The following is a 25,967-nucleotide window of genomic DNA, read 5'->3' as shown; positions in this document are numbered from 1 at the left end:
AGATATTACAGGAGAAAAACAATCTCCCTATATTCAGCATCATCATATAGCTGCTTTCTTTTTCAAAATGACTGGCTCAGCTAATTTTGTGGCCACACTTTCCATAAAAAACTTCAGATTCCCATATTGATAAGCTGGAATTAAAGGAATTCTTACATCGAACTTTGCATTGATTTGCAGCATATTACCAGAGGTTTTGGTAGTGTACATGAACGTGACATACCCTCCCTCGATCGTGAGTTTTTCAGCTAGGGGAAAATCATCAATTTCGTAACCTTCAGGGATCACCAAATTAGTGCTGTAAGTCTCATTAAAAGCATATTCAAAATCAACCGGAAACACCCTATACTCCTCAGTAAAAGGATTTTTTGAAAATGCAGACAACTTTATTGGAGTAAAGGAAATAAAGTCGCTATCGGCAGCAGTAGGATAATTCACTTCATAATTAATTGTGTAAAAGTTCTTTTCATGGAGCGCATCTTCCACCTTTACCTCACTGAATTCTGAATCACCGTCAGATTTGAAAAACTTCTCCATAGGTTCATTGCTCTTCTCGTGAGATTGCACCAATCGGGCCAGCTCAAGACCTTTGTAATAGTAGCATCTATAGGAACTCTTCGAGGTCAACTGTCCCGATTCATCAATTGTCACTATACTATGATACACCGTATTGGAACTATGGCTTATGTCAATTGGAATTAAATTACTTGATTTTTTTTCCAGTAATAGACCTTTTGACACATGCTTATCCAAATCCACATAGCCGAAGGGAGCCATTCGATCAGTTAGGTCCAGAAACTGAAGTTGCCCATCAAGTTCAGTCAGCAACAGGATTTCATCAAACTGATTAAGAAACGGAAATTCTACCAGCTCACTTCTACCATAGCCCTTACTTCCTATTAAAACCGGATCACAGGTAATCCCTAGGGATTTAAGTATTCCCATCAAGGCCAACATAAGCTCACCGGGTGTTCCGACTTTACTTTTCAGGAGCTGATTTAAGCTCTGCTTTGGATAAATCCAGTCTTCGCCTTCTATCAAAAAGTTATTTCTCAAATAGTAATAGGCCTTTTCAGCCATTTCTTTTTGCGTAGCACCAGTCAAATCCACCGATAAAATTTCCTTTTCAATAGGACTGCCCCTGTAAAAGCCCTTTTTCGCATAATAGGTAATCATATCATCACCCAAAACTTCCCAGCTATCCAGTACCTTTTTCCATTCTGCTCCAGATTGATAGGTGGTCAATTGAAATTCAATACGGTCGATATAGTCCCGGTAATTTTTCATGAAAGGCTCCTCATTAAGCGCATACTGGTCTCTCATGGTCCAACTGTACACCCCTTGGGAGGCGGTCTTTTCTACTTTAGTCGCATAGTTACTTCCCTGACCTAGTGTTCTATATTCCAAGTAAGGCGACATAGTAATCTGATATTTACTAAAAAGGGTAGGAATATTGTGCTGAAAAGTCCAACCATCAATGAAGGTGAGGTTTTTGTCTGTTTTCTTGTAAGTATATTCAAGGATGGATCCCACTTGTACATTTGGAAAGGTAATCCTCAACTCCTTATAGCCATCAGCCAACATCACATCAAAAACCCCTTGTTTCTCTACTTTTGTTGTCTCTGCCTTTCCATTGTTGTAATTCACCGTCTGGGCTTTCACACCACTGATTTCCTCGTACCCTTTATCCCCTACATAATACCGCAAGCGGATGTCTGAATATTGCTTCCCCAGCTCTTTCAAAATCTTCATCCTCACGAAGTAGGTGGTCTCGAAGATATTCCCATAAAACTTTGAGTTGCCTTCATGAACTAAGATCACAGCCGCTGCGTCTGGTTCATAGGATACTTCTGTAAGGTTAATTTCCTCCTGATTCGCCTGCCCCAATTTGGCTGTCTGAGAAATACCGGGAATGGAAAGAAGAAAGGTCAACAGTAAAAGTAGAGATCTATTCATGCGTACTAGCTGAGGTGTTTTTAGTAAAATAGAAATTGGTAGAGCCGAGAGAGTTTATACGTTTGACGAGATCTGATTTGGATTCCTCAGCTACGGCGTCCCCAAGCGATAGTTTAATGGATCTGGTAACGGATAGGGTTTTCCCGGTCAATGAAGCCTGTAAAATCACATGAATCCCCTCTTCTTCAAGTAATAATTGTTCTGATAAATTCTCAGCTGCCATTATTTCGGGAAGTTCAATCTGATATTCATCTATTTGATTAAGGGAATTGTTAGCCAGCATTTCCTCAGTGATTTTTCCCAAAAATGGTTTTAAAATCATACGTTTCGCCGTGTTCTGAACAAATTTTTGGATGAAGCCTTCATAGCGAAGATCTGCCGATAAGAGGGAATCTTTCCTCACTATATCCAGCATATAATCTTTGATAATCAAACCGGAAACCGGGGAATTTCTATTAAAATAATCACGCTGCTCCCGAGTATCCAAATATTGCTTTACCATCAGCATCTGTTCAGCGAAATTACCCTCCACATGTATATCTGAGCTAATGGTGGCATTGCCGTCGCTGGCGATCAATACTTGATTTGTACTGCGGACAGCATTCCAATAATCCGTATTATAAGCAGGAGTTTTTGTGAGTGCCCCACCTTCTTCATTGATCACTAGAACATGTCTATTCCGGGTGAATTCCCCCAAATACCCAGCAGGAAGGGAATTAGATGTGCATTCCAGCCAGATAGGGCTCTGTACGTCAGTCATCGGAACTTGAAGGATTACATGGTTAAACTGGTTAGAAGGAAGGTCGGTCTCTATATCATCGGCATTTTTTCCTGCATAGACCAGGGTATAGTTAGACTCTATGCCGACAACCTTCAGCATGGCTTGCATAAGGTTGGTCAATCCCTTACAATCTCCGTAGGCATATTTTACCACGTCCGCAGCCGGAGTGGTCTGCCATCCTCCTATTCCCAGTTGAATACTTACGTATCGGTAGTTTTTCTGCAGATACTCGTACAGAATCTGGATCTTTTCATATTCAGTATCCGCTTCTGACACCATTGATTTTATCTTCTCCGCAAATTCCCCTGGAAGCGAATTCCGCCCTTCATTGAGTCTGAATTGCCAGGCTGCCAAGCCAGCCCAGTCCTCCATCTTCCCGCTGAATTCACCCAAGGAAAAATTAAGTGGTGCCAATATTAACTTGTGATCATCTTCTTTTTTCAAATCAGGCAATTGTACCGGTAAATCTTTTTCCAACCAAGTCATCTTCACTTTGCCTGCTTCGATGATTTCCGTCCGCTCCCCTAGTAGGTTCAATTCTTTGAATCGAAGGCCTATTTTTTCAGGATATACTACCGTTAGAGTAGATTCTGTCACCTTTTGGTGATAATAGTGGACCGGGATCCAATCAGCCAGCTGGAAATTGGTGGAAGCTTTGATCTCATATTTCACTTTCACTACCACCGGAAATTTACTACTGCTTACTTCGTAATATTTATGCCTATTGTCATCGAAAATGCTGCTCCTGCTATTGATAGCAGCATCTGCCATATCCTTTAATTTAGCCTTACTGAGTGTTTTCCCACTTACTGGATCAATTACTTCCAACTCAAAATTTTGGATGGAATTTAGCCTATCATAAAATATAGAAGTGTAGGCATGTCGCAAACCTTCATGGGTTAAGATGGTGTGCTTTCGCTCTATCGTATGCGTGACGTGATAATTATCAAGGATTTCTACCCGCTGATGCTCTTCCAGCAAGGAATAAATTTTAGGGTCTTCGGGTAGATTTAATGAAGTGTTTTGAAAAATAGTGACACCTAAACACACTAGTACGGGCAGTAAATAATGCGAAAAAACCTGAAACAAAAACATGCGCCAAAGTAGAATATTTTCATAAAAACCAAACATGAAATACGAAAACTTTTTAGTGAACCTCAGCGTTTTATTTCTCTTCAGAATCTTCGCCCGATCAATTCAAAATTCTTGTAAATCCCACTAAAACTTCTCTATTTTGGTTTTTTACCAAACAAACAAGGAATGCCCCCAGTAATTATCGGTAGTTTTGAAGAGTTCGAGCAGCACATCGGCCAAAGCCTCGGAACTTCTGAGTATTTTCATGTCACTCAGGAACAGATCAATATCTTTGCAAAAGCTACCCACGATCATCAATGGATCCATACGGATCCAGAGCGGGCAAAGGCAGAGGGCGCTTTTGGAAACACAATAGCCCATGGCTATCTGACTTTAAGTATTGTGCCATATCTATGGGATCAAATCGTGGACGTAAGAAATCTGAAAATGATGATCAACTACGGTATAGAATCCTTGAGATTTGCCAATCCTGTGCTGGTGGACAGTGAAGTAAGATTAGCTGCCAAGCTTAAAAATGTGGCTAATCTCCGGGGAACTGTGAAGGCTGAAGTAGAGGTAAAACTCGAAATCAAAGGCCAAAAAAAACCCGCATTTACAGGTGTGTTGATCTTCTTATATCATTTCGAATAACAATTTCGTCAGTTAAATAACTCACAACATCCATCCTGCGGAATTTTCGTAAGCAATTCGGATATTAGACAACTAATACATACATTAGTTGACACTAAATTCTGATTTAATGAAGACTTTTCCGGTTATTTTGGTTATTTCTGCATTTGCTTTTTTTGCATGCGAATCATCCACTACTTCTACACAAACTGAGCAGACAGATCTTACGATTGAAATCACTGACTCAATTCAGGTAAATTATATCGGCAAACTAGTCCTCATGGACGTAAGTCCAGCCGATGAACTGATCCTGCTTTTTGATCCTCAGAACATGAAGTTTGTCAGCAGCGATTTTGGCGGAAATATAAAAGGCGAATTCAGCAAAGACAGGGATGCTCCCGACGGATTTGGGTTTTATCCCATGGCCGCTGGCAGATTAAATTCTTCAAAAAATATCCAGGTGGTTTCCAGCTCGGGCATCTTTGAATACGATCTCGATGGCAACCTGCTAAGCAGTGTCAAAGTCCCCAAAAATGATATCAAGCCGTTTAGCGGAAGAGCAGATGCCAAACGGGAGGTTCACTTTGTCAAAGACAAAATACTCCTGGCTGGACTGATTGCCCGAGGGGATTACAACAAAACACAACCGGAGTTTTATGATACATTTTTACAGTTAGTGTGGGCCGATCCCAAAACAGGGGAATTTGAGCAGTTTTTAAATCTGGATCCGGAAAGCATTTTCCAAAACAACATGTCTCACGAACCTATAACATTATCCACATCTTTTGAAGTAGTAAATGATCAACTATACGTCATAAGTGGCATAGATCCATTTCTTAATATCCATGAGCTTGATTCACCCTATACCCGACTTCAAAGAATCCCACTACAACTAAAAAATTATAAACTCAATCAAGGAGAAGATCCTAAAAAAGCAGATCCGAGGGCGATTAGCTTCGACCCTTCTTATGGTATCATTCAGAAATTGGTAAAAGCCGGAGACAAGTTGGTAATCACTTATGAAACTGGGTATAGCGAAGAAGATGCAATACGCTTGAGTGAAAATATGCCTCAAGCAGAATGGGAAGAGTTTTATTCCCGTATGAAAGAAAAATATAAAATACGATATCAGATCCTTGATCTTGAGGGAAAACTCCTTACTGATTCGGAAATTCCCGACAAATTGAGTGATCTCTTCGTGAGTAGGGAAGGTTCTTTGTGGTTTTTAGGGAAAGAAAGTACAGAGGCTGAAGAGGATTTCTATACTTTATATAATGCAGAGATAAACTAGAAGCCAGGTCAACAACCTGGCTTTCTATATTAAAATCAGTTGAGGGAAATACTATTAATCCAATCTATTCCGCTCTTCTGAGCTTCCCGAATTGCTTTTTACCCTGAAGCTTTCGCCTTTTGAGAAGTTATACTTTAGGGTAAATCTTACACCCTGATTGCTGCGATACTGGCGGAAATTGGTATCCATGGCAGCGAAGTCAATGTCTGCTTTGATTACTTGGGTACGGAAAAGGTCTGTTCCGTTTACAGACAATGTGATTTTATCCTTCATGATGGATTTGGTAAGCCCGGCGTCCACCCAGCCAAAACCCGCTATCTCACCCTGCCCCCAGATCTGTGGCCCTAGATAGATACCCATCACTTCCGCTTTGAATCCCCAAGGCAAGGTCAGATTATGCTGGGAGCGAATCATAAACGAGGTATTTGAGCTATTGAGATAATCATCACCAATCTGGGATTTGTATTGGTTATAGCTCACCTGAGCCATATTGGAAGTGGCCCACCAGTCCTTGATTTCTACAGGGACGATAGCTCTGAAATTGGCATTTCTTGTTTTGTCAAAATTATCAGTATAAGTGGTCGTGGTGCGATCCTCTTCATTCTGCAAAAACACCTGCATAAACGCATCCTCTGTCTCACTATATCCTAGGGTAAACTGATACGCTCCTTTTACCACATGGTTCATTTCCAGATTGTTGGAATACTGTGGCTTCAGGTTCGGGTTACCTGTCTCTGTGGTCAACGGATCTATGTAATACACAAATGGATTCAGCAATCGGTAATTTGGTCTGGTGATTCTACGGTTGACATTATAGACGATCTGATAATCATCGCTGACTTTATGCTGCAAGAAGGCACTTGGAAATAAATTAAAGTAGTCCTGCTTATTCACTTGATTTAGGGTGACTGAGTTGCCGGTGATATCGGAGTGCTCGCCCCTCAAGCCTACTTGATAGCTAAGTTTTTTGGATAACTTCCCTTTATAGGATGCATAAGCCGCCAGGACATTTTCATTATAGATAAAGCTGTTACTGTTTGGATCTGGAACAAATGGCCCTTCTTCCTCGGATCTACTTAAGTATAGATTGTTGTCCGACATGACCCAGCTGCCTTTTAGTCCCACTTCCAGCGTATTCCCCTTGCCTATCGGCTTGACAAAGTCCGTTTTGGCGGTGAATATATTATAATACATATCATTGAGGGTCAATATATTGTAGTCAAATGTGTTACCTACATCCTGCCCTTCCCACTGCATATTTGCCAGCATAGATTCACTGTCTGAGTTCATCCTGGTAAAATCCACATCGGCGCTGATCTTCGTTCCTAGAGTATCCAACTTTGCGTCATAATGTAGGTTGGCAAAAATTCTTTTGCTTCTGCCATCAGAATCATTTTTAGAATCGAGATAGCTGATATCAGATGCGTCCGGAGAAGTGATTGTGGTCAGCGAGTTGCTTGTATTGGAATCATTGGAACTAGATGCCTGTATATTGATAGCCAGGTTTTGGTTTTCATTGATCTCATAGTTTGCAGCTCCGTTGAAAAACAGGTTTTTGTTTCTGGTTGTGATTCTTGAATCCTGGAAGAAATTTGAAACTCCTTCCGGAAGAGCAAAATTTCTATTGATCTCCAAGTCATTGAAATTTCCCCAGTGGTTATAATTCAAATTGGCATTGGTACTCCACTTTCCTTTTTTCACATTCAGCGCTACTCCGGTATTTGGAAGCCATTGACCATTATAAAGTGCTCCGGCCTGTACATTACCAAACATACCGTCAACTGTATTCTTTTTCAGTTTGATATTGATCACACCGGCAGAACCCTCGGCATCAAACCTTGCTGATGGATTATTGATCACTTCTATACTTTTGATATTATCCGCTGGCATGGCACGAAGGAAGTTTGCCAGATCTGTGGCACTCATATAAGTCAACCGATCATTGATCATCACCGTCGCTCCGGCTCTTCCGTTCAGGTTGATTATTCCATCCTGATCCACATATATCCCCGGAGATCGTCCTATTACGTCCAGGGCGTTGGAACCCTCCGCCATCACAGTTCCTTCCACGTTGATCGTGGTTTTGTCAGGTTCTATGATGATCTCGGGACGGGTGGATTTCACAGTGACTTCATCCAGGCCAGTCATTTCATCCTGTACAGTTACTTTTCCAAAGTCCCTCTTCGATCCAGGAGCGAGTTCGAATACTTTGGATTCATATTGGGTAAAACCGATTGAAGATACTACCAGCTTCACCTGGGCAGTCTTAACTGATTCGATCAAAAAAACCCCGTCTTCGTCAGAAACAGCTCCATCTATAAGGTTTCCCGATTTGGCATCAATCAAAGCCACATTCGCATAAGGTACAGGCTGCTCATTTTGATCTATAATTTTTCCTATAATCCTACTAGGATCTTTGGCCGCTAGGCCACTTACTCCGAGCAAGTATATGAACAGAGTTAAAAAAAGCAGGTTGGTCGTTTTCATTTCAATAGTACATTGTGTGTGAGTATGTGCCACCTGTTGAAAAATAAATGCCAAGGCTGTAAAACCGCCTAAAATAGCTCTATCTGACAGTTTTTAATGTTGACCAAAAAATAACTGTATCACTATCGGACAGTATAATTTCAGCTTTGAACAAAAAAATCCCCAGACAAAGTGCCCGGGGATCCAGTAGATTCATACCTGAACCTTATTTTTTCAATGCTTCGGCATAGTTTGCATTTGCCTGCTCCCAATTGATCACATTCCAAAAAGCCGCAATGTAATTTGGACGCAAATTCTGGTAATTCAAATAGTATGCGTGCTCCCATACATCAAGACCAATGATCGGGGTTCCTTTGATTTCTGCTACATCCATCAATGGATTGTCCTGGTTTGCTGTGGATACCACTTCCAAGGTCCCCGCTGCGGTGAGGATCAGCCATGCCCAACCAGAACCAAATCGTGTAGCGGCGGCTTTATTGAAAACCTCTTTGAACGCATCAAAATTGCCAAACTTGGCGTTGATTGCATTCCCTAAATCACCTGTAGCAGGCCCACCTCCATTTGGAGACATGATTTTCCAGAAAAGGCTATGATTATAGTGCCCTCCACCGTTGTTTCTTACCGCTGTATTTGATCCGGCTACCTGAAGCAGCTCTTCCAAAGATTTGCTTTCCAGATCAGATCCAGCTATTGCGTTGTTCAGGTTAGTTACGTATCCATTGTGGTGTTTACCATGGTGGATTTCCATAGTTCTTGCATCAATGTGTGGTTCCAATGCCGTAGCGGCATAAGGTAAGGATGGTAGTTCGAAAGCCATTTTGTTATTTATTTAAGGTTAAAAGATTGATTGAAAACTCTACGAATTGTCTGCCTAAGCAACCACCGCAGCGAGAAAAAGGTTCTCAAGGATTCAATTTCCTTTTATTTTCTCAGCTTTTTAAAAAATTCCTGCAAAAGAAGCTCCGAGTCCTGGGCCATACTTCCTGAAAAGACTTTTGTTTTAGGATGCAAAACACCCGGGCCGCTATGTGAAAAGCCTCTTTTGGGATCTGAGGCCCCATAGTGAAGCTCTGCGATCTGAGACCAGAAGAGGGCACCTCCGCACATTACACAAGGTTCTAAAGTGACATAGAGTCTGCAGTCAATCAGATATTTTGCCCCCATGTAGTTAGCCGCTGAAGTGATGGCAAGCATTTCGGCATGGGCAGTCACATCGTTGAGTTTCTCCGTCTGGTTGTATGCTTTGGCAATAACCCGGTTTTTGGACACAATGACCGCGCCTACAGGAATCTCCCCTTCTTCAAATGCCTGTCGGGCTTGCTTTAGGGCTTCATTCATGAAGTACTCGTGACTGTATAGATCTATCTCCAATGTTGTCTAGAAAAAGTCCAGGATTTCATTTCTCACACCATCGTTGATGATGAATGCAAGTATCAGAGACACTACAAGACCTATAAATGCTTTGGAAACATCCTTTCTGGCAAGCTTGAACGCTCTAAAAAGCCAGGCGTTTCTTTTTTCCGCTTTGGCATGTTTTCCCAGTGCAATGGCTATTTCCCTGCCTCCAAGTAATCCTATGAAAACCCAGGTAGTGCTCATAGGCACATTGCTATACATCTTGAAGTAAAATAGGATGATCGCATAAACAAAATCCACAATAGTGGCGGCACGTACATCTGTCACACTGGTCTTCTCATTGACAATGCCCTGTATTTTATCCCCTTTCATATAAAACAGAAATCCTAGGCCAATAAATACAAATCCTGTATAAACGGAGAATTCCAGTACGTCTAATTGCCGTGGTAGAAACACTGCAATGTTAGCCGCATCCTGCATGATCCACACTGCCCAAAGTGTCCCGGAGGTGATCCATTGTAGAAAAATCCAATAGGGCGCTGGCTTTCCCTTGAGGTAGTTTTTCACAAAACGCTCCAAGACAAACCAGACCACCATCGCTATACTAAAGGCCAACAAATAGCCCACAAAACTCTTGAACATGACACTGACGATCGTTCCTGCCTTGTAGGTAAATACGTTCAGCAAGAGGAACGTCGTGGAAACTGGCATTCTCATCCTGGTCATGATGAGAAGTACGATAGGTGCCGCAAGCTGAAGGAAAACAAAACTCGTAGGAGCCTGATCCAATCCCGGCACACTCAGCCGCTGGTAACTTACATCTCCATTATAAGTGAGCCAGCTATAAGTTACCGTCCCCACAAAAATCAACCCCATAAATAGCCAGAGCCAGTACCATTTCTTGTTATAGTTGGAGGCTATAAATGTCCCGATAGTCTGGATACTGTCATTGGCGATGGCAGAGTAAGCGGCCAATGCAAATCCAAACCACATCGCCGCATAGGTATAAGGTGTCAATAATCCTGCAATGGATATCAAAACACAGATAACTATTAAAAATGATTTTTCTTTTTTGGTAAAATCAAAAAGGGAATAAGCGCTTTTTGACAGCTTATCCTGATTGATATTTTGGTCTATTTTCTTCTTGGCCATGGTTTGCCTTTAGGTCAGTCGCGCAAAATTAAAGAAGATATATTTCTATCCATATTATCAAATTGTTAAGTAAGTACATTTCTACTTCAAAAAGACAGTTTCATCTTGTTTTTCGCAAAAAAATTTCAACTTTTGCCCATAATTTTATTGAAAATTTGGATTCTAGAGTACGCTTGTCCTCAAGCAGCTAGCTCCTCAATCCTAAACAATTGATTACCCAAAACAAGGATACATCCTAAATCATGTAGATGGAGGGCTTAAAGCTGGAAAAAAACAAAGTAAATAGAACCAAAAGCTATCTGCTGATGCTTCTGGCTCTTTTGCTATTCATCTTTGCCATTGACTTACTCACAGTAGCCATGAGCCACTTAAATAACGAAGTGGCAGAAAACATTCTTTTAGCTACCCGTAATCCGTTTGTCAGTCTTTTTATCGGACTACTGATGACGGCTCTGATTCAGAGCAGTTCCACAGTCACCGCCAGTGTAGTGGCAGTGGTGGCTGCGGGCAATCTCACACTGGAACAGGCCGTCCCTATGGTGATGGGTGCCAATATAGGGACCACGCTGACTTCTACACTGGTTTCCCTTTCGTATATCATGAATAGAAAACAATTCAGGAGGGCTCTGTCCGCGGGAATGCTTCATGATATTTTCAACATTTTCACGGTAGTCCTTTTGTTGCCAATGGAGGTTTATTTTGGTTTCTTGTCCAAGATTTCCATTTCAATCGCCCACCTCTTTGTACCAAATGAATCCTACACCGGCCCTATTGTTTACAACAAAGTCTTTACCAGGCCAATAACTGAGTGGATCTCCGGTACGATTGATATCCCCTTTCTGACCATGATAATTTCTGTATTTCTGGTCTTTGGGGCTATTAAACTCCTATCGTCTGCCGTTTATCAAGCATTTGTACTGGACAGCTTCCAAGAATTAAACAAGCTGATCTTCAGGAATCCTTACATGGCCTTTATTTATGGGACATTTTTCACTGCCGCAGTGCAGTCCAGCACCGTCACCACCTCGCTGATCGTGCCACTGGTGGCCAACAAAAAAGTGTCTGTGAAAAAATCCTTTCCCTTTATCATTGGCGCCAATATAGGAACGACTATTACAGCCGCAATAGCGGCAATCTATAAGACAGAAGCTGCCATCGCACTGGCCATTGTCCATTTTCTCTTCAATTTCATCGGAGCTTTGATCTTTTTGCCATACCCTACTCTAAGAAATCTCCCAGTACTATTGGCCAAGTACATGGGTACTAAATCGGTTAACAGCAAGTTTATAGGCTTTGCTTATATTCTGTTGACTTTCTTTATCATTCCGTTTTTACTGATTTATTTCAGCAATTAAACTGTATTCCTCCAAGAGTCCATCAAGGCCTTAGCTGAGCTTGTGCCAATCCTGTCCGCACCTGCTTGGATTAACTCCAGCGCAGAATCAAGTGTTTTGATTCCTCCGCTTGCTTTTATGCCTACTGATGAGGATAAGGTCTCGCGCATTAGTCTGATGTGATCTACTTGTGCGCCGTCAGGTGCATATCCAGTGGATGTTTTCACAAAATCCGCCCCTGCGTCCTCACAGATCGTACAGGCTTCTATGATTTGCTGCTCAGTCAAGTAAGCTGTCTCTATAATCACCTTTAGGATTCTTCCCTCTTCATGGCAGATTTTGGCTACTTGTGCGATCTCCACTTTAGGCCAATTCATCCCTGAATGAAATGCAGTCTGAGACCATACCAGATCCAACTCATCCGCGCCCTGCCGGATTGCTTCCTTGGTCTCGAATACTTTTGTCGCCGTATCAGTATAGCCAAGAGGAAACCCGATAACGGTCACCAGCTGTACATTCTCATCTCCTAAATCTCTCCTAACCTGCTTCAGCCAAAAAGGGGGGACGCAAATTCCAACAAATTGCTCCTCTATTGCTTCTCTTACCAGCAACGCCACTTCAGAGCCTGTCATGGTGGGCTTAAGTAGAGTGGATTCCAAAAATCTGTTTAGGTTATTCATGGTGATTTACAAAGTCAGTCAGATACATAAACTCTAGGGTCAAGTCCCCATCTCTGGCAATAGTGGCACGCTCCAGAATTCCGGAATTTTCTTCCAAAAGTGCCGGAATCACCCAGTTTGTCAGCTGAATGCCAAATTCTTTGCTGGCCTCTCGTGGAAGCTCACAGGGTAGATTGTCAATTGCCATAACGGAAATACTGGTCTGGCAGCTAAACGCAGGGATTTTTTTGCCCGATTGACGATCAACATCATACACGGGATCTATAATTGTACTGGAAGTAAGCGTGGTGGGAGTCGCCCCCCCTACATCACAGCTTATATCGGCGATCACTGATAGTTGGAAATCCTCCTCTGCTATATCCTTCAGTTCGAATAAGCGGGGAGCGTCAGGATTCCAATAAGCGCCAGATATCAAAATTTCCCCTGCTTCGGAAAATTTCAGAAAATGGCTTTCGTAACGCTCTGGAAAAGCGTGGAACTCTTCCCTGTCAAAGCCCCCGTCAGACTTTCTTCGATTGTAATCTTCAGATTTTAATTTTACATACACTGGTTCTTCAAAATAAAGATGGAGGAAATCATCCACTGAAGCCTCCTTGATATGCATGGCATCCAATACCTCCATCGCACCATGGCCTACTCTTCCTGATCCGGTCAGTATAATTTTCACCGGAGGAAGCTGGACTTTTGACAGCTCTTGGTGCAGTTCTTCAAGATTGAGACATTCATTTGCCCGTTTGAGATCAAATAATCCCGTTTTTTTTCCATAAGTCCAAAATGCATTATACGCACCGACTATTCCTGCCCATCTGCCAAAAGCAACCACCCTTTTTCCTTGCTCATCTTTCAAAACTTCATAGTCAATCAACCTGATATTCATATCCAGAACAGCCCTCAGCAAATCTCGGTTATAAGGTTGTTTTTTGATCGTATGCGAAAAGAAAAAATAGGTTTTACCAGCTATCAGATCAGCTACCGGAACCTCCTTCACACCAAAAAGCACATCACATTCACTGACATCATCCACCACTTCCACACCCATTTCCCTAAATTCATCATCTGAATACGCACGAAAAGAACTGGACTGCACCTGAATGCTTAGCTCGCCCCGATGCTTGTCCTGAATGTCCTTCAGCTGGGCAGGAGTAAATGGAACACGTTTGTCAGGTGGGTTTTTTCCTTCGCGAATTATTCCGATTTTCATAAAAATTATAGTTTCTCCTAAATTGGTATTTCCTAATGGATTACATTCTTCTGGCTTTGAGCTGGGCGCTTTTTTACACGTTACATTCCCTACTGTCTGCATCCAAGATAAAAAGAATTTTGGAGGTAAAATGGGGGAAAGCAAACAAATGGTACCACCTTGTCCATGCCTTATTGGCTATTTTGATTTTATCAGGGATTACTATGCAGGCACTGTTGATCCACAAAACGGTATTGATTTCCAAAAGCAGCCTAACTGATTATTTAGGATATATGCTGGCCGGATTTGGCACGATCATCGTCACCAAATCAAGCAAGAAGTATTCTTTGAAAAGGCTATTGGGATCCGAGTCTAATTCAGAGGAAGAAAAATTGGTTACCAGCGGATTATATTCCAAAATCCGGCATCCACTTTATGCCGGGTTAGTATTGATTTTTAGTGGATATTTCCTGTTTTCAGGTACCATTACTGCTGCGGTTCATTTAGGATGCTTTCTCCTTTACTTGCCGATTGGGATCTCTGTTAAGGAAAAAGAATTACTGCTAAAATATGGTGATGCTTATCGTAGCTATAAAGCTTCCGTGCCTGCACTGATCCCAAAATTAGGCTAAGCGGCTGAGGTGGAATTAGAATTCCTTCCCCACATCATCTAGGCTTCTGCAAAAACCTTCCTCTCGGCTCGGCATTTTGCTGAAAAACCTCTAGGAACCTCACCCGTGCTTTTTCCCCACATGCTTGATCTGTCCACCCTTTACTTCCTTGATCGTCTGCAAGTAAAAAAAGGCTGTTGGGTCTATTTCCTGCACCGCCAGTTTGATACGATGAACTTCCAGCCTAGTTACTACCGTCATAATGATATCACATGGGTATTTGATATCAAAAGCCTCCGGAAGATATCCCCGTTCTCCCTTATAAACTGAAATAGCCTTGCCAAACTGCTTTACTATCAATTTTTTTACCTCTTCATCATTCTTGGAAATAATGGTCAAAGCAGTGTATTCCTCCAAACCATCAACAATATAATCTGTCATCTTGATCGCGGTAAAATAGGTGATGATAGAATACATCGCTGGCTCTATTCCGAAAAACAAGGCAGCAAACAGGAAGATCAGTGAGTTGAAAAACATGGTGATCTCACTGGCGGAAAGCGGAGAGTTTTTATGCACAAACTCCGTAATCACCTCAAAACCATCGATCAATCCTCCACCACGCAGTATCAGACCTATCCCCACCCCCATCAGAACACCTCCGAACACGGCACTAAGCACCATGTCATTTGTGATCGGGGTGAAGGAGACAAACTCCAGCACCAAAACCAACAGGAATATTGAAAATGTGGATTGTACCGCAAAGGTCTTCCCTATCTTCTTCCAGCCAAGCCAAAGGAAAGGGATATTGAAGGCTACCAGCAATAGATTGATATTGACACCATAGTGCAAATTGACAATAATAGCCATACCGGTTACTCCCCCATCTAGAAATTGATTGGGCAGAAGGAACATTTCAAGGGCGGCGGCGGCGCAAAACACCCCTGCTATGATGTAGAGAATAGAAAAAGGATCCAAAATGGATTTCCAATCCACGTGATTTTGAGTAAGATGCATGAATTATTAACTGATAAAATGCGATAGTTTCCTGGGAAAAACCGAGTCCAATATAATGCAATAAACATTATTCATTTACTCCCGGTCATTCTAATCCAATCTAGGTAAACTCAACTTGTACTTCATAGAAAGAAGCCTGATCAAGATTATGACCGCTATGGATAAGAGTAAGTTTACATCTCTGGAAACATCGAAATAATTTAGTGTCAAATAGAAAATGGCTCCAGACAGACAGGCCGAGGCATAGATTTCTTTTCTGAATAGAATAGGTATTTCATTCGTCAGCGTATCCCTTATTACTCCGCCCATTACCGCTGAAAACATTCCCATTATTGCCGCAATCTCAGGCCGAACCCCTAGACTTAGTGCTTTTTCAACACCCAGAACCGTGAAAAAAGCAATACCCAGTGTATCAAAAAGAAAGAAGGTTCTGCGTAGCCTACTTAGGAAATTAGGGAAAACGAAGGCGGCCAAAATACCTATCAAAATAGCATATAGAAACCTTACGTCTCCAATCCAGACAAGTGGATAACTATCCAGCAAAATATCCCGCAGCGTACCTCCTCCTATAGCTGTAATGAATCCCGTAAAACCAGCCCCGAACATATCATGTTCCCGCTCCCGAATAGCAAGGGCACCAGAGATGGCGAAGACAATGGTCCCAAGCAATTCCAAGACATACTGTAATTCCATATTTCTAAAAATTCAATTGAAAATGCTGTTCCCTCCACGGACATTTTCAAACTTACCATTTAAACAATCAATTTACGTCTTCTCCATCACAAAAACTCCCATGGCACGCTTTCCGTGGACAAGTACTGATTTCGGAGCTTCTAGGAATCGTAAGCCAAGTGCATTTAACTTGTCCAAATGCCTCTGTTGCAACAAAAACCGCTCAGAACCATCCGGTAAAGCATATTTACCGCCACTGGTCTCCGTACTCAGTTCCAATATGCCCCCAAAAGCCGTTGTCATCCTAAACCATAAAACCCCCCCGGACTTAAGCACACGGAGCATTTCATTCATCATCTGCCAAAAATTGGCTTCATCTGTCGCAAAATGAAGCACAGCCGAGCAAATTACTGCATCAAAAGCCTCTTTATGGAAAGGGATATCTTCCATTTTGCCAAGCTGGAAACGATGAATATCATAAGAAGGGTGAAGACTTCTGGCAGCATAGCGAAGGTATTGAATAGCAAGATCCTGCTGATCAACTCCAAACACCTGATAACCCGCATTAATAAAATATTGGGCGTTTCGCCCTTCCCCGCATCCTGCGTCAAGTATTTTCATATCAGGACTGAATCTACCTTTCAGAATCTGATCCAACAGATAGATATCAATATTGCCGAGTAACTTATTCAGTTCCGTGATCTGCATTTTCCCATTCATCTAGTGCTTTGGCGGCTTTCTGCCTCCCGATTTCTATTAATTCCGCAGCCCGGTGAAACTCCAGCGTCCCTGCCTGGTTTCGGGCAATCTGTACAGTGACATCTACTGGGTATTTTTCTACCAAAAGCGAACAAAACCGATCTTGAAGCAAATCAAACGAGCGGGTCATCAGGTTGATCGAACTTAGAGAATTGGATTTTGGTACCTTTTCCTGCTCCGGAAAATACTGCCGCATTTTGTTTCTATAATCTTTGAGCCACTTAGGCATGGAGATAAACCGTTGCCCTTCCGCATTTTTGGTGGGGGGAGTTACCAATTCTGTGTCAGCGGCATTTAATCCTACTACCATAAGCAGGTTGTCACCAGGATGCCGGAGAAGGGAAATAGGCACTGGATTCAGCACACCTCCATCGATAAGTTCATAATCGTTGATTTTTGCGGGCTGAAACACCGTAGGAATACTGCCTGATGCCCGGATGGCCGCATATAGACTTCCTTCTCTAAATACGACTTCCTCACCGCTCCGGTAATCCACCGCATTGCAGGAAAAAGGAATTTTCAGATTTTCAATCTGGCAGTCTTGTACCACGTTTTTCAAGGCGTTGTACACTTTTTCTCCCTTGATAAATCCCCGGCTGGAAAATGTAAAATCCATAAGCGAGAAAACATCCAACCTGTCCAGGTGGCACATCCAATCACTAAATTCGTTCATTTTGCCGGCTGCATACATGCCTCCCACCAATGCCCCCGCCGAACATCCCGCGATCTCCTCTATTTGGTAGCCACGATTCTCCAGCTCTTCGATCACGCCTACATGCGCTAATCCCCGCGCTCCACCGCTACTCAGAACCAATGATACCGATTTGCTTTTCTTCATATTATTTAAGGATAAAACAACTAAATTGAAGCCGAAAAACCCTCAACGAAAGTACGCATTATGAGCAAATTTAAACCATTTCACTTGGCTTTCCCCATTCGGGACATTGAAGAAACCCGCATGTTCTATGGAGATCTGCTTGGCTGTGAGATAGGTAGAAACACCGAAAAATGGATTGATTTCAATTTTTTCGGCCACCAGCTTTCCGCCCACATCAAGCCTGAAGAATTGGCGCAGGCAAGTACAAATGCCGTGGATGGCAAAAATGTCCCTGTACGGCATTTTGGAGCGATTCTACCTTGGGACGAATGGCATGAGTTAGCTGACAAACTTAAGTCTCACGGGATCGAATTTGTCATAGATCCCTATATCCGATTTAAGGGCGAAGTGGGCGAGCAGGCTACCATGTTTTTCTTAGACCCTTGCGGGAACGCATTGGAGTTCAAGTCATTTCAAGATGAATCACAAATATTCGCCAACTGATAGACAAATTGAAAAATCATTATTTAGATACAGGTATAGGTAGAATGATAGAAATAGATGGTAAGGAATACCTCTATTTCAGCGGAACCTCCTATCTGGGGATGGCCCAAAACATGGATTTTTTGGATGTACTGGCCGATAATCTTTTTGAATACGGTGCCAATCATGGGCAAAGTAGAAACAACAACGTACGTCTGCAGGTTTTTGAGGACTTCGAGGAGCATTTTGCCCTGTCAGCTGCGGCTCCTTCCGCAGCTGTGCTGAGCTCGGGCTATTTGGCTGGAATTGCCGCATGGAAATCTTTATATCACCCATCTACCCTCACATGGATCGCCCCTGATGCACATGCCGCGGTGATTCCGGATGGGTTATATACTGCCGCACAATTAAATTTTGCACAATGGAAAAACTGGTGTTTAGAGCAGGCTGCTAAGCTTGCTCCTCAAAAAATCCTTCTAATCGGCAATGCCGTTGATCCATTTCTGTGTGAAATCCATGACTATGAGTGGGTAAAAGATATCGCAACAAAACATGAAGTCAACCTATTAGTTGACGATAGCCATGCCTTTGGTGTATTAGGGAATAGTATTTATGGTACTTACTCACGATGGGCTCATACTTCGATCAATTTGATCGTCTCAGGCTCATTGGGAAAAGGGCTGGGACTACCAGCAGGAATTATTTTGGGATCGGATTCAGAAATTGAAAAGATAAAGAGTACTCCGCTATTTGGAGGAGCATCCCCAGGTTCGCCCGCACACCTACAAACTTTCCTGGATATGGAGGATATTTATCTTGAGAAAAAAACATGGTTAGAAGATGCCTGTGGGATTTTTGCACAGGAAACAGCCGCAGTAAAACAAATAAAAGGGTCAAGGTATTTTCCCGCATTTGTATATACCGATGATTCCTGGGTGAAAGAATTTGAAAAAGCAGGAATCATCACCTCATCTTTTGCCTATCCAACTGCTGATAGTCCCAGTGTAAATCGAATCGTGGTTTCTGCCTATCATGAGCTCAGCGATCTGATGTACCTGAATGATATAATCCAGGATCTTTCCCAAACATGAAAAGCAGCGTGGCTTATGCATTACACAAAGTCATGATTATTCACCCCATTCTCCCCAAAAGTACCCCCCTAAAAAATTTGTGAGAGGCAATATTGCCGTTGAAAAACAAATTATAAACACATGAAACAACCTGTTTTGGTTATTTGTCTTCTTGCATTGCTATGTTCATGTTCTTCGAAAACAACAATGCCTTTCGAAGATGATCTGAAAGATTTTCCCATGTTGAAGCAGGTATTAGACGATGTGGATAAATATCAAGTGCAAATAATTTACACCCAGATAGACCGCAATGAACACGGCAATGCGCTGATGACGGATTTCACGGTAAACCTTGACGATACCCACTATTTCTACCCCGCCTCCACGGTAAAATTACCCATTGCCATCCTTGCACTGGAATGGCTGGAAGAACAAAATATAAAGGGGTTAACAGCAGAAACGGCTATGCTGGTGGATTCCATACGTCCTTTCCAAAAGCCAGCCTTATCAGATTTATCCTCAAAAGATTCCGTTCCAAGTGTAGCTCACTACATCAAGAAAATTCTGTTGGTATCGGACAATGACGCCTACAATCGTCTATATGAACTCCTTGGGCAGGACTACATCAATGAAAAACTGAAAGAAAAAGGACTTTACCACAGCGTCATCAATCATAGACTAAGTGTTGCCTCAAGCCCAGAGGAAAACCGGATAGTTAATCCTATACGGTTTTTGGATTCTGTAGGCAATGTGATCTTCGAGAAACCAGAGCGAACTTCCACACAGCACTATACTAATAGTAACAATCCAACGATAGGAGAGGCATTCTACGTGGGAGATTCTCTGATCATGGAGCCAATGGAGTTTACCTATAAAAATAAACTGGCTCTCTCAGATCTTCATGGAGTAGTCCAAAGAATTGTTTTCCCTATGTCTTTTGTAGAATCAGAGCGATTCTCTATCAATGAAGAGCATCGGAATTTCATCCTTAAATACATGGGTATGCTTCCGGCGGAAAGTGATTTTCCCCACTACCCAAAAGAAGAATACTGGGACACTTATTCAAAATTTTACCTAGATGGAAATGATAAAGGCGACATCCCAAAAAGCATCCGCATATTCAATAAAACCGGGCAGGCTTATGGGCATTTGCTAGATGCGAGTTATTATGTGGATTTTGAAAAAGGTATAGAGTTTTTCGTCTCTGCGGTAATCTATGTCAATGACAACAATACGCTCAATGATGATCACTATGAATATGAAAAAATAGGATTTCCTTTTTTTGCAGAGTTAGGGAAATACCTTTACCACCTGGAAACAAAACGCAAAAAAACAATTCCTGCCGATCTGCGGGCAGTTAAATTCGAATATTGACAAAATCAAGCCTCTTGAATTCTGGAAGAGAAAACGTGGTTTTGCAACTTAATTCACCCAATTAATATAGGTTCTGCTCCCTAATCATGAGTCATCATGTCCTGACAGGCCTGAGTAATTCAATCCAATAACTGATGAAAAAAGCGCCTTTTCTATACCGCTCATTTTTTAACTTCTGGCTGGTTTACATCCTTCCTGCCAGCATTCTCACGATCCTCATCACCGAACTTTTCAAAGGATCGATCAGCTGGGAGTTATTGAAGTTGCCTTCTACTTATGTAAGAACGCTGATCTTTCAGGTACTTTTTGGGCTATGGATGTACTATAGGGATTATAAACCAAAAGCTAAGAGATACAAAGAGGAAAGTTGATCTAGACTCACACAAGCCACAGACCCATTATGAAAAGCCGCAAAGCCAAAGCTCCAACAGTTAAAAAAACCATTCCTTTTATTTACCGTTCATTTCTTTATTTTTGGATGGTGGTAGTGCTTCCTGCGACAATTTTGGCTCTGGTGATCTCAAAACTGTATTATAATAACACCATCAATTTTGAACCTCTTAGGGAACCTTACACTTGGCTACATTTTGGTGTTTTACAGGTGTTTTTGAGCTTTTTCACCTATCTGTGGGTATATAGGGTCAAATCAAAGCACTATAAAAGTTGAGCAAATTGTAGATTTTCTAACTTAGGGAAAACAAAAGCCCAAAATGAAAAGATCCTGCATTTTATTACTTCTACTGGCAATTGTGCCTGCTTATACTTTTTCCCAAAATCTCGCAGAAAAACTGGGCTACCCCAAAGATAGTAAATTACTTATCATTCATGGAGATGATGCAGGGGTATCGCATTCTCAAACCAAAGCGACTTTTGAGGCGATGAAAAAGGGGCTGGTTAATTCCACCAGCATGATGGTGCCTACTGCATGGTCTGCAGAAGTAGGCGAAATGGCTAAGGAAATGCCTAATGCGGATATTGGAATACACATTACGCTCACCAATGAATGGCTTCATTACAATTGGGGACCTGAAGCCGGAAAAACAGCTGTTCCTGGATTGGCAAACGAAAAAGGCCACATGTATCCGGATTGTGGACAAGTCACTGCAAATGCCAGTGCCGAGGAAGTAGAAAAAGAAATCCGCGCCCAGATAAAAGCCGCAAACCAAATAGGGATCACACCCACCCATTTGGATTCTCACATGGGCTGCATATTCTATGGGAAACCGGAATATTTAGCTTCTTACCTTAAAATTGCGCAGGAGCTCCATATCCCGGCCATGATCAACCAGCAGATGATTGATAACATCATCAAGCCGAACGCTAACTTATTTTCAGAAATCATTGTGGATAACTATCCTGTGGTGGACCAGCTATTCATGGCCTATCCAGCGGATTACCAAAGTGGAATGGAAGAATTTTACACTAATACACTCAATAATCTATCCTCAGGCCTGAATGTAATTCTGATCCATTTGGCATATGATGATGAGGAAATGAATGCAGTGACTAAAGGGCATGATACGTATCACGCGCCTTGGAGGCAGGCAGACTATGACTTCTTCACCAGTGAAAAAGCCAGAACTCTACTGGAACAAAACAAGGTGCAATTGGTAACTTGGAGGGAAATTGGCAAAACCATGTAAGTTTCGTAAAATTCTTTATGACTAGATCCCTTATAGCTATCCTTATTTTTTGTACCCTTGCTTATTCCTGTCAAGCACCAAAATCTGAAGAGGCAAGACTGGTAAAAAGCTTGGAACGCCTGTGTTCTATCACCATCCCCATGGATGAGAAGTATTCTTTGGCAAATGAAAATATACTCCTTGATGAAGGAGCTGTAAACCTGAAAACCATACAACTTCTACGAGGGTTTAGCGTCTCAATCAAAACTGAAAACGGTGTATCCTGTTTAGAGAAGCCCACAGGAAAAACCAAGTTCCCATTTGCGATAGACCAGCACTATCTGTTAGAAAATGAAGATTTGAAGGTAAGGCAAGTGATTTTTGTAAGTAAAGATAAACCGGGCATAACTATCCTGAATTTTATCAAAAACAAAGGCAAATCTCCCAAACAGTTAAGCTTTCAATTTGAGGCAACAAGCGACTTAAAGCCTGGTGCCATGATGGACAGTACATTTGGCAAATATGCAACAGATCGTGTGATCTTCGATGAGTTGACAGGAATATTCACTACCAAGGATGAAGAAAACGACTGGTTTGTGGTAATGGGTTCTTCTACAGCTTTGGTTTTAAATCCTGTTTCTCCCGAATGTGCTATTCTACCTGAAGAGTTCGGCGCAGGGGCAGCTTTCGAGATCAAACTTGAGCTTTCACCGGATGAGGAAGAGCTCGTTCCGGTGTACATTGCCGGTTCTGCCCAAAGTGAATTTTCTGCCATGGAAACACTGGCAGATCTCCGTACAGATCTATTTGCAGATTGGGATGAAAGATTTACACTCACAGACTCACTTCAGTCCACTTCCAAAATCCAGATTCCAGATCAGAATATCACAGATGCATACAACTGGAGCAAGTACAAAGCCGGCATATTTAAGTATAAAGCGGGTGGCCAGAACCCTACTTCCCTGGAAGATCCATCTGAGCTCCATTCCATACTTCAGGAACTCAGCACAGTCTTTTCACAACAAGTAGATAAGGACATTTTTATGTTTGATGAAGCTCAGCCACGTCATATTCAACCATCCTGGCAGCTTTTCCAACCGGCGATTTTATCTCTATTGGGTATCTATGGGGATATAGAAAATCGGGTGACTTACATCCGTCCAAATCTACCGCAAGATTGGCAAGAGGCTGGTATTGAAAACCTGTGGATTGATGGCAACAAACTGAATATTACCATTACTACAGAAAAGAATCTGATAACAGTAGAAATAACCCAGACAGAGAAAAACGGAGGATTGTCCATAGAGATCCCAGAGGAATTCTCCAAAGTGAAGGTGCTGGGAAAAGAAGTGAGCACTGACACCAAGGATGGTTATCGCCGAATCCTAATGACAGGAAAGCATGTGAAGATTGAGGCTAGGAAATAAGATTCATTTCACTTCTCCAAAGGCAGTCAGAATCAGGTTTCTACCTCCTCCGTTTCTTCTGAATTCACAGAGATAAATTCCCTGCCAGATTCCAAGGTTAAGTTTTCCACCAGTTATGGGGATCTGAATGCTTGTGTCAAAAAAACTGGCTTTAATGTGCGCAGGCATATCATCAGGCCCTTCATAGGTGTGGATAAACCGTGGATAAGATTCTGGAATTAACTCATTTACAAAGGTCTGAAAGTCTTTTCTGACAGTGGGATCGGCATTTTCATTGATGGTCAAAGCTGCAGAAGTATGCTGGATAAATACCTGCAAAAATCCTGTTTGTATCTTTTCGATCTCAGGGATTGCATCTTCTATCTCATCAGTGATCAGATGATATCCCGCAGGAAAAGACTGCAAGCGAAGTTTGTGTTGAAAGAATTGAGTCATTTACAAAAATAAGATCATACTGCACAGTAAAACACCTTTGGGCACAAATTCCAGTCAGAAAGTCCCAGATTCTATGGTAAGGTCTATTCTCCTTTTCAATATTGAATCTTTCTATTTACCCTGTAAACGAAAGAACAAGGCTGGCCCATCACAAGGGGCACTTCCTCCAACCAGCATCCCGTTTGCATCAATTTGAAGATATTCACTGTTTGCATAGCAACTATGTCTTAAAATATCCTCTGGGAAGATCAGTTTGTAATGCTTTCTTTTACCCCCTACCTCATAGATCAATACCTCGGTTTCATAGGTTCCTGTTGTTGATTCCTCTCCCACGTTTTTGACAAAGGTGCCGTCACTTCTGAACAAATAGGTATAAGTGGAGTCGCTGATGGGCTGAAATTCTGAATCTTCTTCCACCCCGTAAGCTTGCCAACCGGCAAGCTTCCAAGTCTGTGGAAAGACGTCATGTGGCTCTTCATCCTCTTGACAAGAGATTGCCAAAATGGAAATCATACACAGTAGCAGCAACCGGAAACTCTTGTTAACCTTTTTCATTTTCAATCTTTTGTAAGAGTGACGGTCTATGAATATAAATCGCTACAAATCAGATCTTTTCTATATAATTCTCCAACACTCCTACATGATCTATACCTATTCTGACTTTGTCCCCTACTTCAAGTGTAAAGTCATCTGGAACTATTCCAGTACCGGTCATCAAAAAGCATCCGATCGGGAAGGTATTAGCCCGAAAAAGCCATTCCGCCAATTCCTGAGGCTTACGCTTTAACTGAGTCAATGCTGTTTCTCCGACGAAAGCCAATACATCATCCCGAAAAATCTCCAGACGGATGTTGGCTGTTTCTTCAATTGACTCATCTGTCAGATATAAGCAAGGCCCAATGGCTGCGCAACCTGCATAGACTTTAGCCTGAGGCAAATAAAGTGGGTTTTCCCCCTCTATACTCCTACTGCTCATGTCGTTTCCACAGGTATAACCTTGGATTTTCCCAGAAGGGGAAACAACCAACGTCAACTCAGGCTCCGGCACATCCCAGCTGGAATCCTGTCGGATATTCACTGCAGCCCCAGGAGCAGAAACACGACTGGCGGTTGCTTTGAAAAACAACTCCGGACGATCTGCATTATATACTTTATCATAGAAATCCGCTCCTCCGGCATCTTGGGATTCCTCCATTCTGGCAGTACGGCTACGGAAGTAGGTCACTCCAGCAGCCCATATTTCCTGGTTACCCATAGGTGCTAAAATTCCTTTGGCTAAAGTCGATTCCATCTCCTCCTTGGAAATTTCCTGCCAAGATTTGGCTTCGTTACTTAAATAATCTTTGAGGTTTTCTTTCGCAAGCAAACTATCCCAGTCCAGTTCCGGGCCCAAAAAAACTTGGTTCTCATGCTGTAAAAGTGTGCCCGCGGGCAATTTGTAAATTTTCATAGGTCAATAGGGTTTAGGTGGGAATTTAGGAAAAAGATTTGAGACAAGGATAAAAAATCAAGATAGAAACATCTCCCCGCCACCAACATCTTGACAATAGCAGGGATTAAAATTATAAACCTAGGATTTGCGAAGCAACTTTTCCCCATTACCTTTGTTTCTAGATCATAAGGGGTGCCTTAACAAAACGGGCTGAGATCATACCCATACGACCTGATCCGGGTAATGCCGGCGAAGGGAAATGAACAAGCAACATCAAAGTAAAAACTAAGTCGAAGGGATACTTCTCGGCCATTTTGCAATTTGATGGGC

General features: G+C 42.1%; 26 protein-coding genes and 1 riboswitch. Of the genes, 11 read left to right on the top strand and 15 right to left on the bottom strand.

The genetic code is table 11. From position 1 onward, the window contains the following. Positions 1 to 42 precede the first annotated feature (42 nt). Positions 43 to 1,956 (bottom strand): DUF3857 domain-containing protein, encoded by a 1,914-nt coding sequence (locus LZF95_RS12060; RefSeq protein ID WP_233755251.1) that lies wholly within the window; start codon positions 1,954 to 1,956, stop codon positions 43 to 45. Further along, a complete protein-coding gene (locus tag LZF95_RS12055; protein ID WP_233755250.1) occupies positions 1,949 to 3,868 on the bottom strand; it encodes a DUF3857 and transglutaminase domain-containing protein in 1,920 nt (639 codons plus the stop codon). Before LZF95_RS12055 ends, LZF95_RS12060 begins: the two co-directional genes overlap by 8 nt. Positions 3,869 to 3,997: 129 nt before the next feature. Between LZF95_RS12055 and LZF95_RS12050 the strand changes: the two genes are divergently transcribed. Together LZF95_RS12050 and LZF95_RS12045 are read left to right on the top strand one after the other, a co-directional pair. Beyond that, the gene (locus tag LZF95_RS12050) at positions 3,998 to 4,462 is read left to right on the top strand and encodes a MaoC family dehydratase (RefSeq protein WP_233755249.1); all 465 of its coding nucleotides are present in this window, start codon (positions 3,998 to 4,000) and stop codon (positions 4,460 to 4,462) included. 109 nt (positions 4,463 to 4,571) lie between these two features. Further along, on the top strand, positions 4,572 to 5,732 hold the full coding sequence (locus tag LZF95_RS12045) for a hypothetical protein (RefSeq protein WP_233755248.1): 1,161 nt from the start codon (positions 4,572 to 4,574) through the stop codon (positions 5,730 to 5,732). 54 nt (positions 5,733 to 5,786) lie between these two features. On the opposite strand, the gene LZF95_RS12040 is transcribed toward LZF95_RS12045, so the two are convergent. The 4 genes from LZF95_RS12040 to LZF95_RS12025 all read right to left on the bottom strand — a co-directional run bounded on the left by LZF95_RS12040 (position 5,787) and on the right by LZF95_RS12025 (position 10,727). Then, complete coding sequence (locus LZF95_RS12040; RefSeq protein WP_233755247.1) at positions 5,787 to 8,219, bottom strand: TonB-dependent receptor; 2,433 nt, start codon at positions 8,217 to 8,219, stop codon at positions 5,787 to 5,789. Between the two features lie 205 nt (positions 8,220 to 8,424). Further along, the gene (locus LZF95_RS12035) at positions 8,425 to 9,036 is read right to left on the bottom strand and encodes a superoxide dismutase (protein WP_233755246.1); all 612 of its coding nucleotides are present in this window, start codon (positions 9,034 to 9,036) and stop codon (positions 8,425 to 8,427) included. Between the two features lie 104 nt (positions 9,037 to 9,140). Further along, positions 9,141 to 9,584 (bottom strand): nucleoside deaminase, encoded by a 444-nt coding sequence (locus LZF95_RS12030; RefSeq protein ID WP_368670777.1) that lies wholly within the window; start codon positions 9,582 to 9,584, stop codon positions 9,141 to 9,143. A gap of 12 nt (positions 9,585 to 9,596) precedes the next feature. Continuing rightward, positions 9,597 to 10,727, bottom strand: a complete 1,131-nt coding sequence (locus LZF95_RS12025; RefSeq protein WP_233755244.1) for a hypothetical protein — start codon at positions 10,725 to 10,727, stop codon at positions 9,597 to 9,599. A gap of 248 nt (positions 10,728 to 10,975) precedes the next feature. On the opposite strand from LZF95_RS12025, the gene LZF95_RS12020 reads away from it, so the two are divergent. Continuing rightward, a complete protein-coding gene (locus LZF95_RS12020; protein ID WP_233755243.1) occupies positions 10,976 to 12,082 on the top strand; it encodes a Na/Pi symporter in 1,107 nt (368 codons plus the stop codon). Here LZF95_RS12020 and deoC read toward each other — a convergent pair. Together deoC and LZF95_RS12010 are read right to left on the bottom strand one after the other, a co-directional pair. After that, entirely contained in the window at positions 12,079 to 12,741 is a 663-nt protein-coding gene (deoC, locus tag LZF95_RS12015; RefSeq protein ID WP_233755242.1) for a deoxyribose-phosphate aldolase, read from the bottom strand. The genes LZF95_RS12020 and deoC overlap by 4 nt on opposite strands. Next, entirely contained in the window at positions 12,734 to 13,942 is a 1,209-nt protein-coding gene (locus LZF95_RS12010) for an NAD(P)-dependent oxidoreductase (RefSeq protein WP_233755241.1), read from the bottom strand. The genes deoC and LZF95_RS12010 overlap by 8 nt, the downstream gene beginning before the upstream one ends. Positions 13,943 to 13,977: 35 nt before the next feature. Between LZF95_RS12010 and LZF95_RS12005 the strand changes: the two genes are divergently transcribed. Further along, on the top strand, positions 13,978 to 14,553 hold the full coding sequence (locus LZF95_RS12005) for an isoprenylcysteine carboxylmethyltransferase family protein (protein ID WP_233755240.1): 576 nt from the start codon (positions 13,978 to 13,980) through the stop codon (positions 14,551 to 14,553). Between the two features lie 99 nt (positions 14,554 to 14,652). On the opposite strand, the gene LZF95_RS12000 is transcribed toward LZF95_RS12005, so the two are convergent. From LZF95_RS12000 to LZF95_RS11985, 4 genes are all read right to left on the bottom strand, one after another. After that, positions 14,653 to 15,546: a YitT family protein gene (locus LZF95_RS12000; protein WP_233755239.1), complete on the bottom strand. Its 894-nt coding sequence runs from the start codon at positions 15,544 to 15,546 to the stop codon at positions 14,653 to 14,655. Positions 15,547 to 15,636: 90 nt separating this feature from the next. Continuing rightward, the gene (locus LZF95_RS11995) at positions 15,637 to 16,239 is read right to left on the bottom strand and encodes a trimeric intracellular cation channel family protein (RefSeq protein ID WP_233755238.1); all 603 of its coding nucleotides are present in this window, start codon (positions 16,237 to 16,239) and stop codon (positions 15,637 to 15,639) included. 72 nt (positions 16,240 to 16,311) lie between these two features. Then, complete coding sequence (locus LZF95_RS11990) at positions 16,312 to 16,926, bottom strand: bifunctional 2-polyprenyl-6-hydroxyphenol methylase/3-demethylubiquinol 3-O-methyltransferase UbiG (RefSeq protein ID WP_233755319.1); 615 nt, start codon at positions 16,924 to 16,926, stop codon at positions 16,312 to 16,314. Further along, a complete protein-coding gene (locus LZF95_RS11985; RefSeq protein ID WP_233755237.1) occupies positions 16,904 to 17,815 on the bottom strand; it encodes a patatin-like phospholipase family protein in 912 nt (303 codons plus the stop codon). Before LZF95_RS11985 ends, LZF95_RS11990 begins: the two co-directional genes overlap by 23 nt. A 60-nt stretch (positions 17,816 to 17,875) precedes the next feature. On the opposite strand from LZF95_RS11985, the gene LZF95_RS11980 reads away from it, so the two are divergent. The 7 genes from LZF95_RS11980 to LZF95_RS11950 all read left to right on the top strand — a co-directional run bounded on the left by LZF95_RS11980 (position 17,876) and on the right by LZF95_RS11950 (position 23,770). Beyond that, positions 17,876 to 18,298 carry a VOC family protein gene (locus LZF95_RS11980; protein ID WP_233755236.1) on the top strand — a complete coding sequence of 141 codons (423 nt, stop codon included), beginning with the start codon at positions 17,876 to 17,878 and terminating at the stop codon, positions 18,296 to 18,298. An 8-nt stretch (positions 18,299 to 18,306) separates the two neighbouring features. Beyond that, positions 18,307 to 19,368: an aminotransferase class I/II-fold pyridoxal phosphate-dependent enzyme gene (locus LZF95_RS11975; RefSeq protein WP_233755235.1), complete on the top strand. Its 1,062-nt coding sequence runs from the start codon at positions 18,307 to 18,309 to the stop codon at positions 19,366 to 19,368. A gap of 120 nt (positions 19,369 to 19,488) precedes the next feature. Then, positions 19,489 to 20,721: a serine hydrolase gene (locus tag LZF95_RS11970; protein ID WP_233755234.1), complete on the top strand. Its 1,233-nt coding sequence runs from the start codon at positions 19,489 to 19,491 to the stop codon at positions 20,719 to 20,721. A gap of 134 nt (positions 20,722 to 20,855) precedes the next feature. After that, positions 20,856 to 21,092, top strand: a complete 237-nt coding sequence (locus LZF95_RS11965; protein ID WP_233755233.1) for a hypothetical protein — start codon at positions 20,856 to 20,858, stop codon at positions 21,090 to 21,092. 29 nt (positions 21,093 to 21,121) lie between these two features. Next, the gene (locus LZF95_RS11960) at positions 21,122 to 21,388 is read left to right on the top strand and encodes a hypothetical protein (RefSeq protein WP_233755232.1); all 267 of its coding nucleotides are present in this window, start codon (positions 21,122 to 21,124) and stop codon (positions 21,386 to 21,388) included. A gap of 43 nt (positions 21,389 to 21,431) precedes the next feature. Continuing rightward, a complete protein-coding gene (locus LZF95_RS11955; RefSeq protein WP_233755231.1) occupies positions 21,432 to 22,364 on the top strand; it encodes a polysaccharide deacetylase family protein in 933 nt (310 codons plus the stop codon). Between the two features lie 17 nt (positions 22,365 to 22,381). Further along, positions 22,382 to 23,770, top strand: coding sequence for a hypothetical protein (locus tag LZF95_RS11950; protein WP_233755230.1), 1,389 nt, complete (start codon positions 22,382 to 22,384; stop codon positions 23,768 to 23,770). Between the two features lie 3 nt (positions 23,771 to 23,773). On the opposite strand, the gene LZF95_RS11945 is transcribed toward LZF95_RS11950, so the two are convergent. From LZF95_RS11945 to LZF95_RS11935, 3 genes are all read right to left on the bottom strand, one after another. Beyond that, a complete protein-coding gene (locus tag LZF95_RS11945; protein ID WP_233755229.1) occupies positions 23,774 to 24,205 on the bottom strand; it encodes a secondary thiamine-phosphate synthase enzyme YjbQ in 432 nt (143 codons plus the stop codon). Between the two features lie 111 nt (positions 24,206 to 24,316). Then, positions 24,317 to 24,760, bottom strand: coding sequence for a hypothetical protein (locus LZF95_RS11940; protein WP_233755228.1), 444 nt, complete (start codon positions 24,758 to 24,760; stop codon positions 24,317 to 24,319). Between the two features lie 49 nt (positions 24,761 to 24,809). Then, positions 24,810 to 25,655: a fumarylacetoacetate hydrolase family protein gene (locus tag LZF95_RS11935; protein ID WP_233755227.1), complete on the bottom strand. Its 846-nt coding sequence runs from the start codon at positions 25,653 to 25,655 to the stop codon at positions 24,810 to 24,812. Positions 25,656 to 25,815: 160 nt separating this feature from the next. Beyond that, a riboswitch (TPP riboswitch) is annotated at positions 25,816 to 25,912 on the top strand. Positions 25,913 to 25,967 lie beyond the last annotated feature (55 nt).

This window comes from Algoriphagus sp. AGSA1 (assembly GCF_021390545.1).
Taxonomy (GTDB): domain Bacteria; phylum Bacteroidota; class Bacteroidia; order Cytophagales; family Cyclobacteriaceae; genus Algoriphagus.
Note: the sequence above shows the minus strand (reverse complement) of the source record. Positions and strands in the feature narration are given on the sequence as shown.

What these genes read in the sequence shown, in the direction of transcription:
- LZF95_RS11935 (WP_233755227.1), bottom strand. Translation starts at nt 25,655, where the DNA reads ATGAAAATTTACAAATTGCCCGCGGGCACACTTTTACAGCATGAGAAC.
- LZF95_RS12040 (WP_233755247.1), bottom strand. Translation starts at nt 8,219, where the DNA reads ATGAAAACGACCAACCTGCTTTTTTTAACTCTGTTCATATACTTGCTC.
- LZF95_RS11965 (WP_233755233.1), top strand. Translation starts at nt 20,856, where the DNA reads ATGAAAAAAGCGCCTTTTCTATACCGCTCATTTTTTAACTTCTGGCTG.
- LZF95_RS11990 (WP_233755319.1), bottom strand. Translation starts at nt 16,926, where the DNA reads ATGCAGATCACGGAACTGAATAAGTTACTCGGCAATATTGATATCTAT.
- LZF95_RS11995 (WP_233755238.1), bottom strand. Translation starts at nt 16,239, where the DNA reads ATGGAATTACAGTATGTCTTGGAATTGCTTGGGACCATTGTCTTCGCC.
- LZF95_RS11985 (WP_233755237.1), bottom strand. Translation starts at nt 17,815, where the DNA reads ATGAAGAAAAGCAAATCGGTATCATTGGTTCTGAGTAGCGGTGGAGCG.
- LZF95_RS12060 (WP_233755251.1), bottom strand. Translation starts at nt 1,956, where the DNA reads ATGAATAGATCTCTACTTTTACTGTTGACCTTTCTTCTTTCCATTCCC.
- LZF95_RS11980 (WP_233755236.1), top strand. Translation starts at nt 17,876, where the DNA reads ATGAGCAAATTTAAACCATTTCACTTGGCTTTCCCCATTCGGGACATT.
- LZF95_RS12035 (WP_233755246.1), bottom strand. Translation starts at nt 9,036, where the DNA reads ATGGCTTTCGAACTACCATCCTTACCTTATGCCGCTACGGCATTGGAA.
- LZF95_RS11950 (WP_233755230.1), top strand. Translation starts at nt 22,382, where the DNA reads ATGACTAGATCCCTTATAGCTATCCTTATTTTTTGTACCCTTGCTTAT.
- LZF95_RS11940 (WP_233755228.1), bottom strand. Translation starts at nt 24,760, where the DNA reads ATGAAAAAGGTTAACAAGAGTTTCCGGTTGCTGCTACTGTGTATGATT.
- LZF95_RS12005 (WP_233755240.1), top strand. Translation starts at nt 13,978, where the DNA reads ATGGATTACATTCTTCTGGCTTTGAGCTGGGCGCTTTTTTACACGTTA.
- LZF95_RS11945 (WP_233755229.1), bottom strand. Translation starts at nt 24,205, where the DNA reads ATGACTCAATTCTTTCAACACAAACTTCGCTTGCAGTCTTTTCCTGCG.
- LZF95_RS12045 (WP_233755248.1), top strand. Translation starts at nt 4,572, where the DNA reads ATGAAGACTTTTCCGGTTATTTTGGTTATTTCTGCATTTGCTTTTTTT.
- LZF95_RS11960 (WP_233755232.1), top strand. Translation starts at nt 21,122, where the DNA reads ATGAAAAGCCGCAAAGCCAAAGCTCCAACAGTTAAAAAAACCATTCCT.
- deoC (WP_233755242.1), bottom strand. Translation starts at nt 12,741, where the DNA reads ATGAATAACCTAAACAGATTTTTGGAATCCACTCTACTTAAGCCCACC.
- LZF95_RS12050 (WP_233755249.1), top strand. Translation starts at nt 3,998, where the DNA reads ATGCCCCCAGTAATTATCGGTAGTTTTGAAGAGTTCGAGCAGCACATC.
- LZF95_RS12025 (WP_233755244.1), bottom strand. Translation starts at nt 10,727, where the DNA reads ATGGCCAAGAAGAAAATAGACCAAAATATCAATCAGGATAAGCTGTCA.
- LZF95_RS11955 (WP_233755231.1), top strand. Translation starts at nt 21,432, where the DNA reads ATGAAAAGATCCTGCATTTTATTACTTCTACTGGCAATTGTGCCTGCT.
- LZF95_RS12010 (WP_233755241.1), bottom strand. Translation starts at nt 13,942, where the DNA reads ATGAAAATCGGAATAATTCGCGAAGGAAAAAACCCACCTGACAAACGT.
- LZF95_RS12020 (WP_233755243.1), top strand. Translation starts at nt 10,976, where the DNA reads ATGGAGGGCTTAAAGCTGGAAAAAAACAAAGTAAATAGAACCAAAAGC.
- LZF95_RS11970 (WP_233755234.1), top strand. Translation starts at nt 19,489, where the DNA reads ATGAAACAACCTGTTTTGGTTATTTGTCTTCTTGCATTGCTATGTTCA.
- LZF95_RS12000 (WP_233755239.1), bottom strand. Translation starts at nt 15,546, where the DNA reads ATGCATCTTACTCAAAATCACGTGGATTGGAAATCCATTTTGGATCCT.
- LZF95_RS12055 (WP_233755250.1), bottom strand. Translation starts at nt 3,868, where the DNA reads ATGTTTGGTTTTTATGAAAATATTCTACTTTGGCGCATGTTTTTGTTT.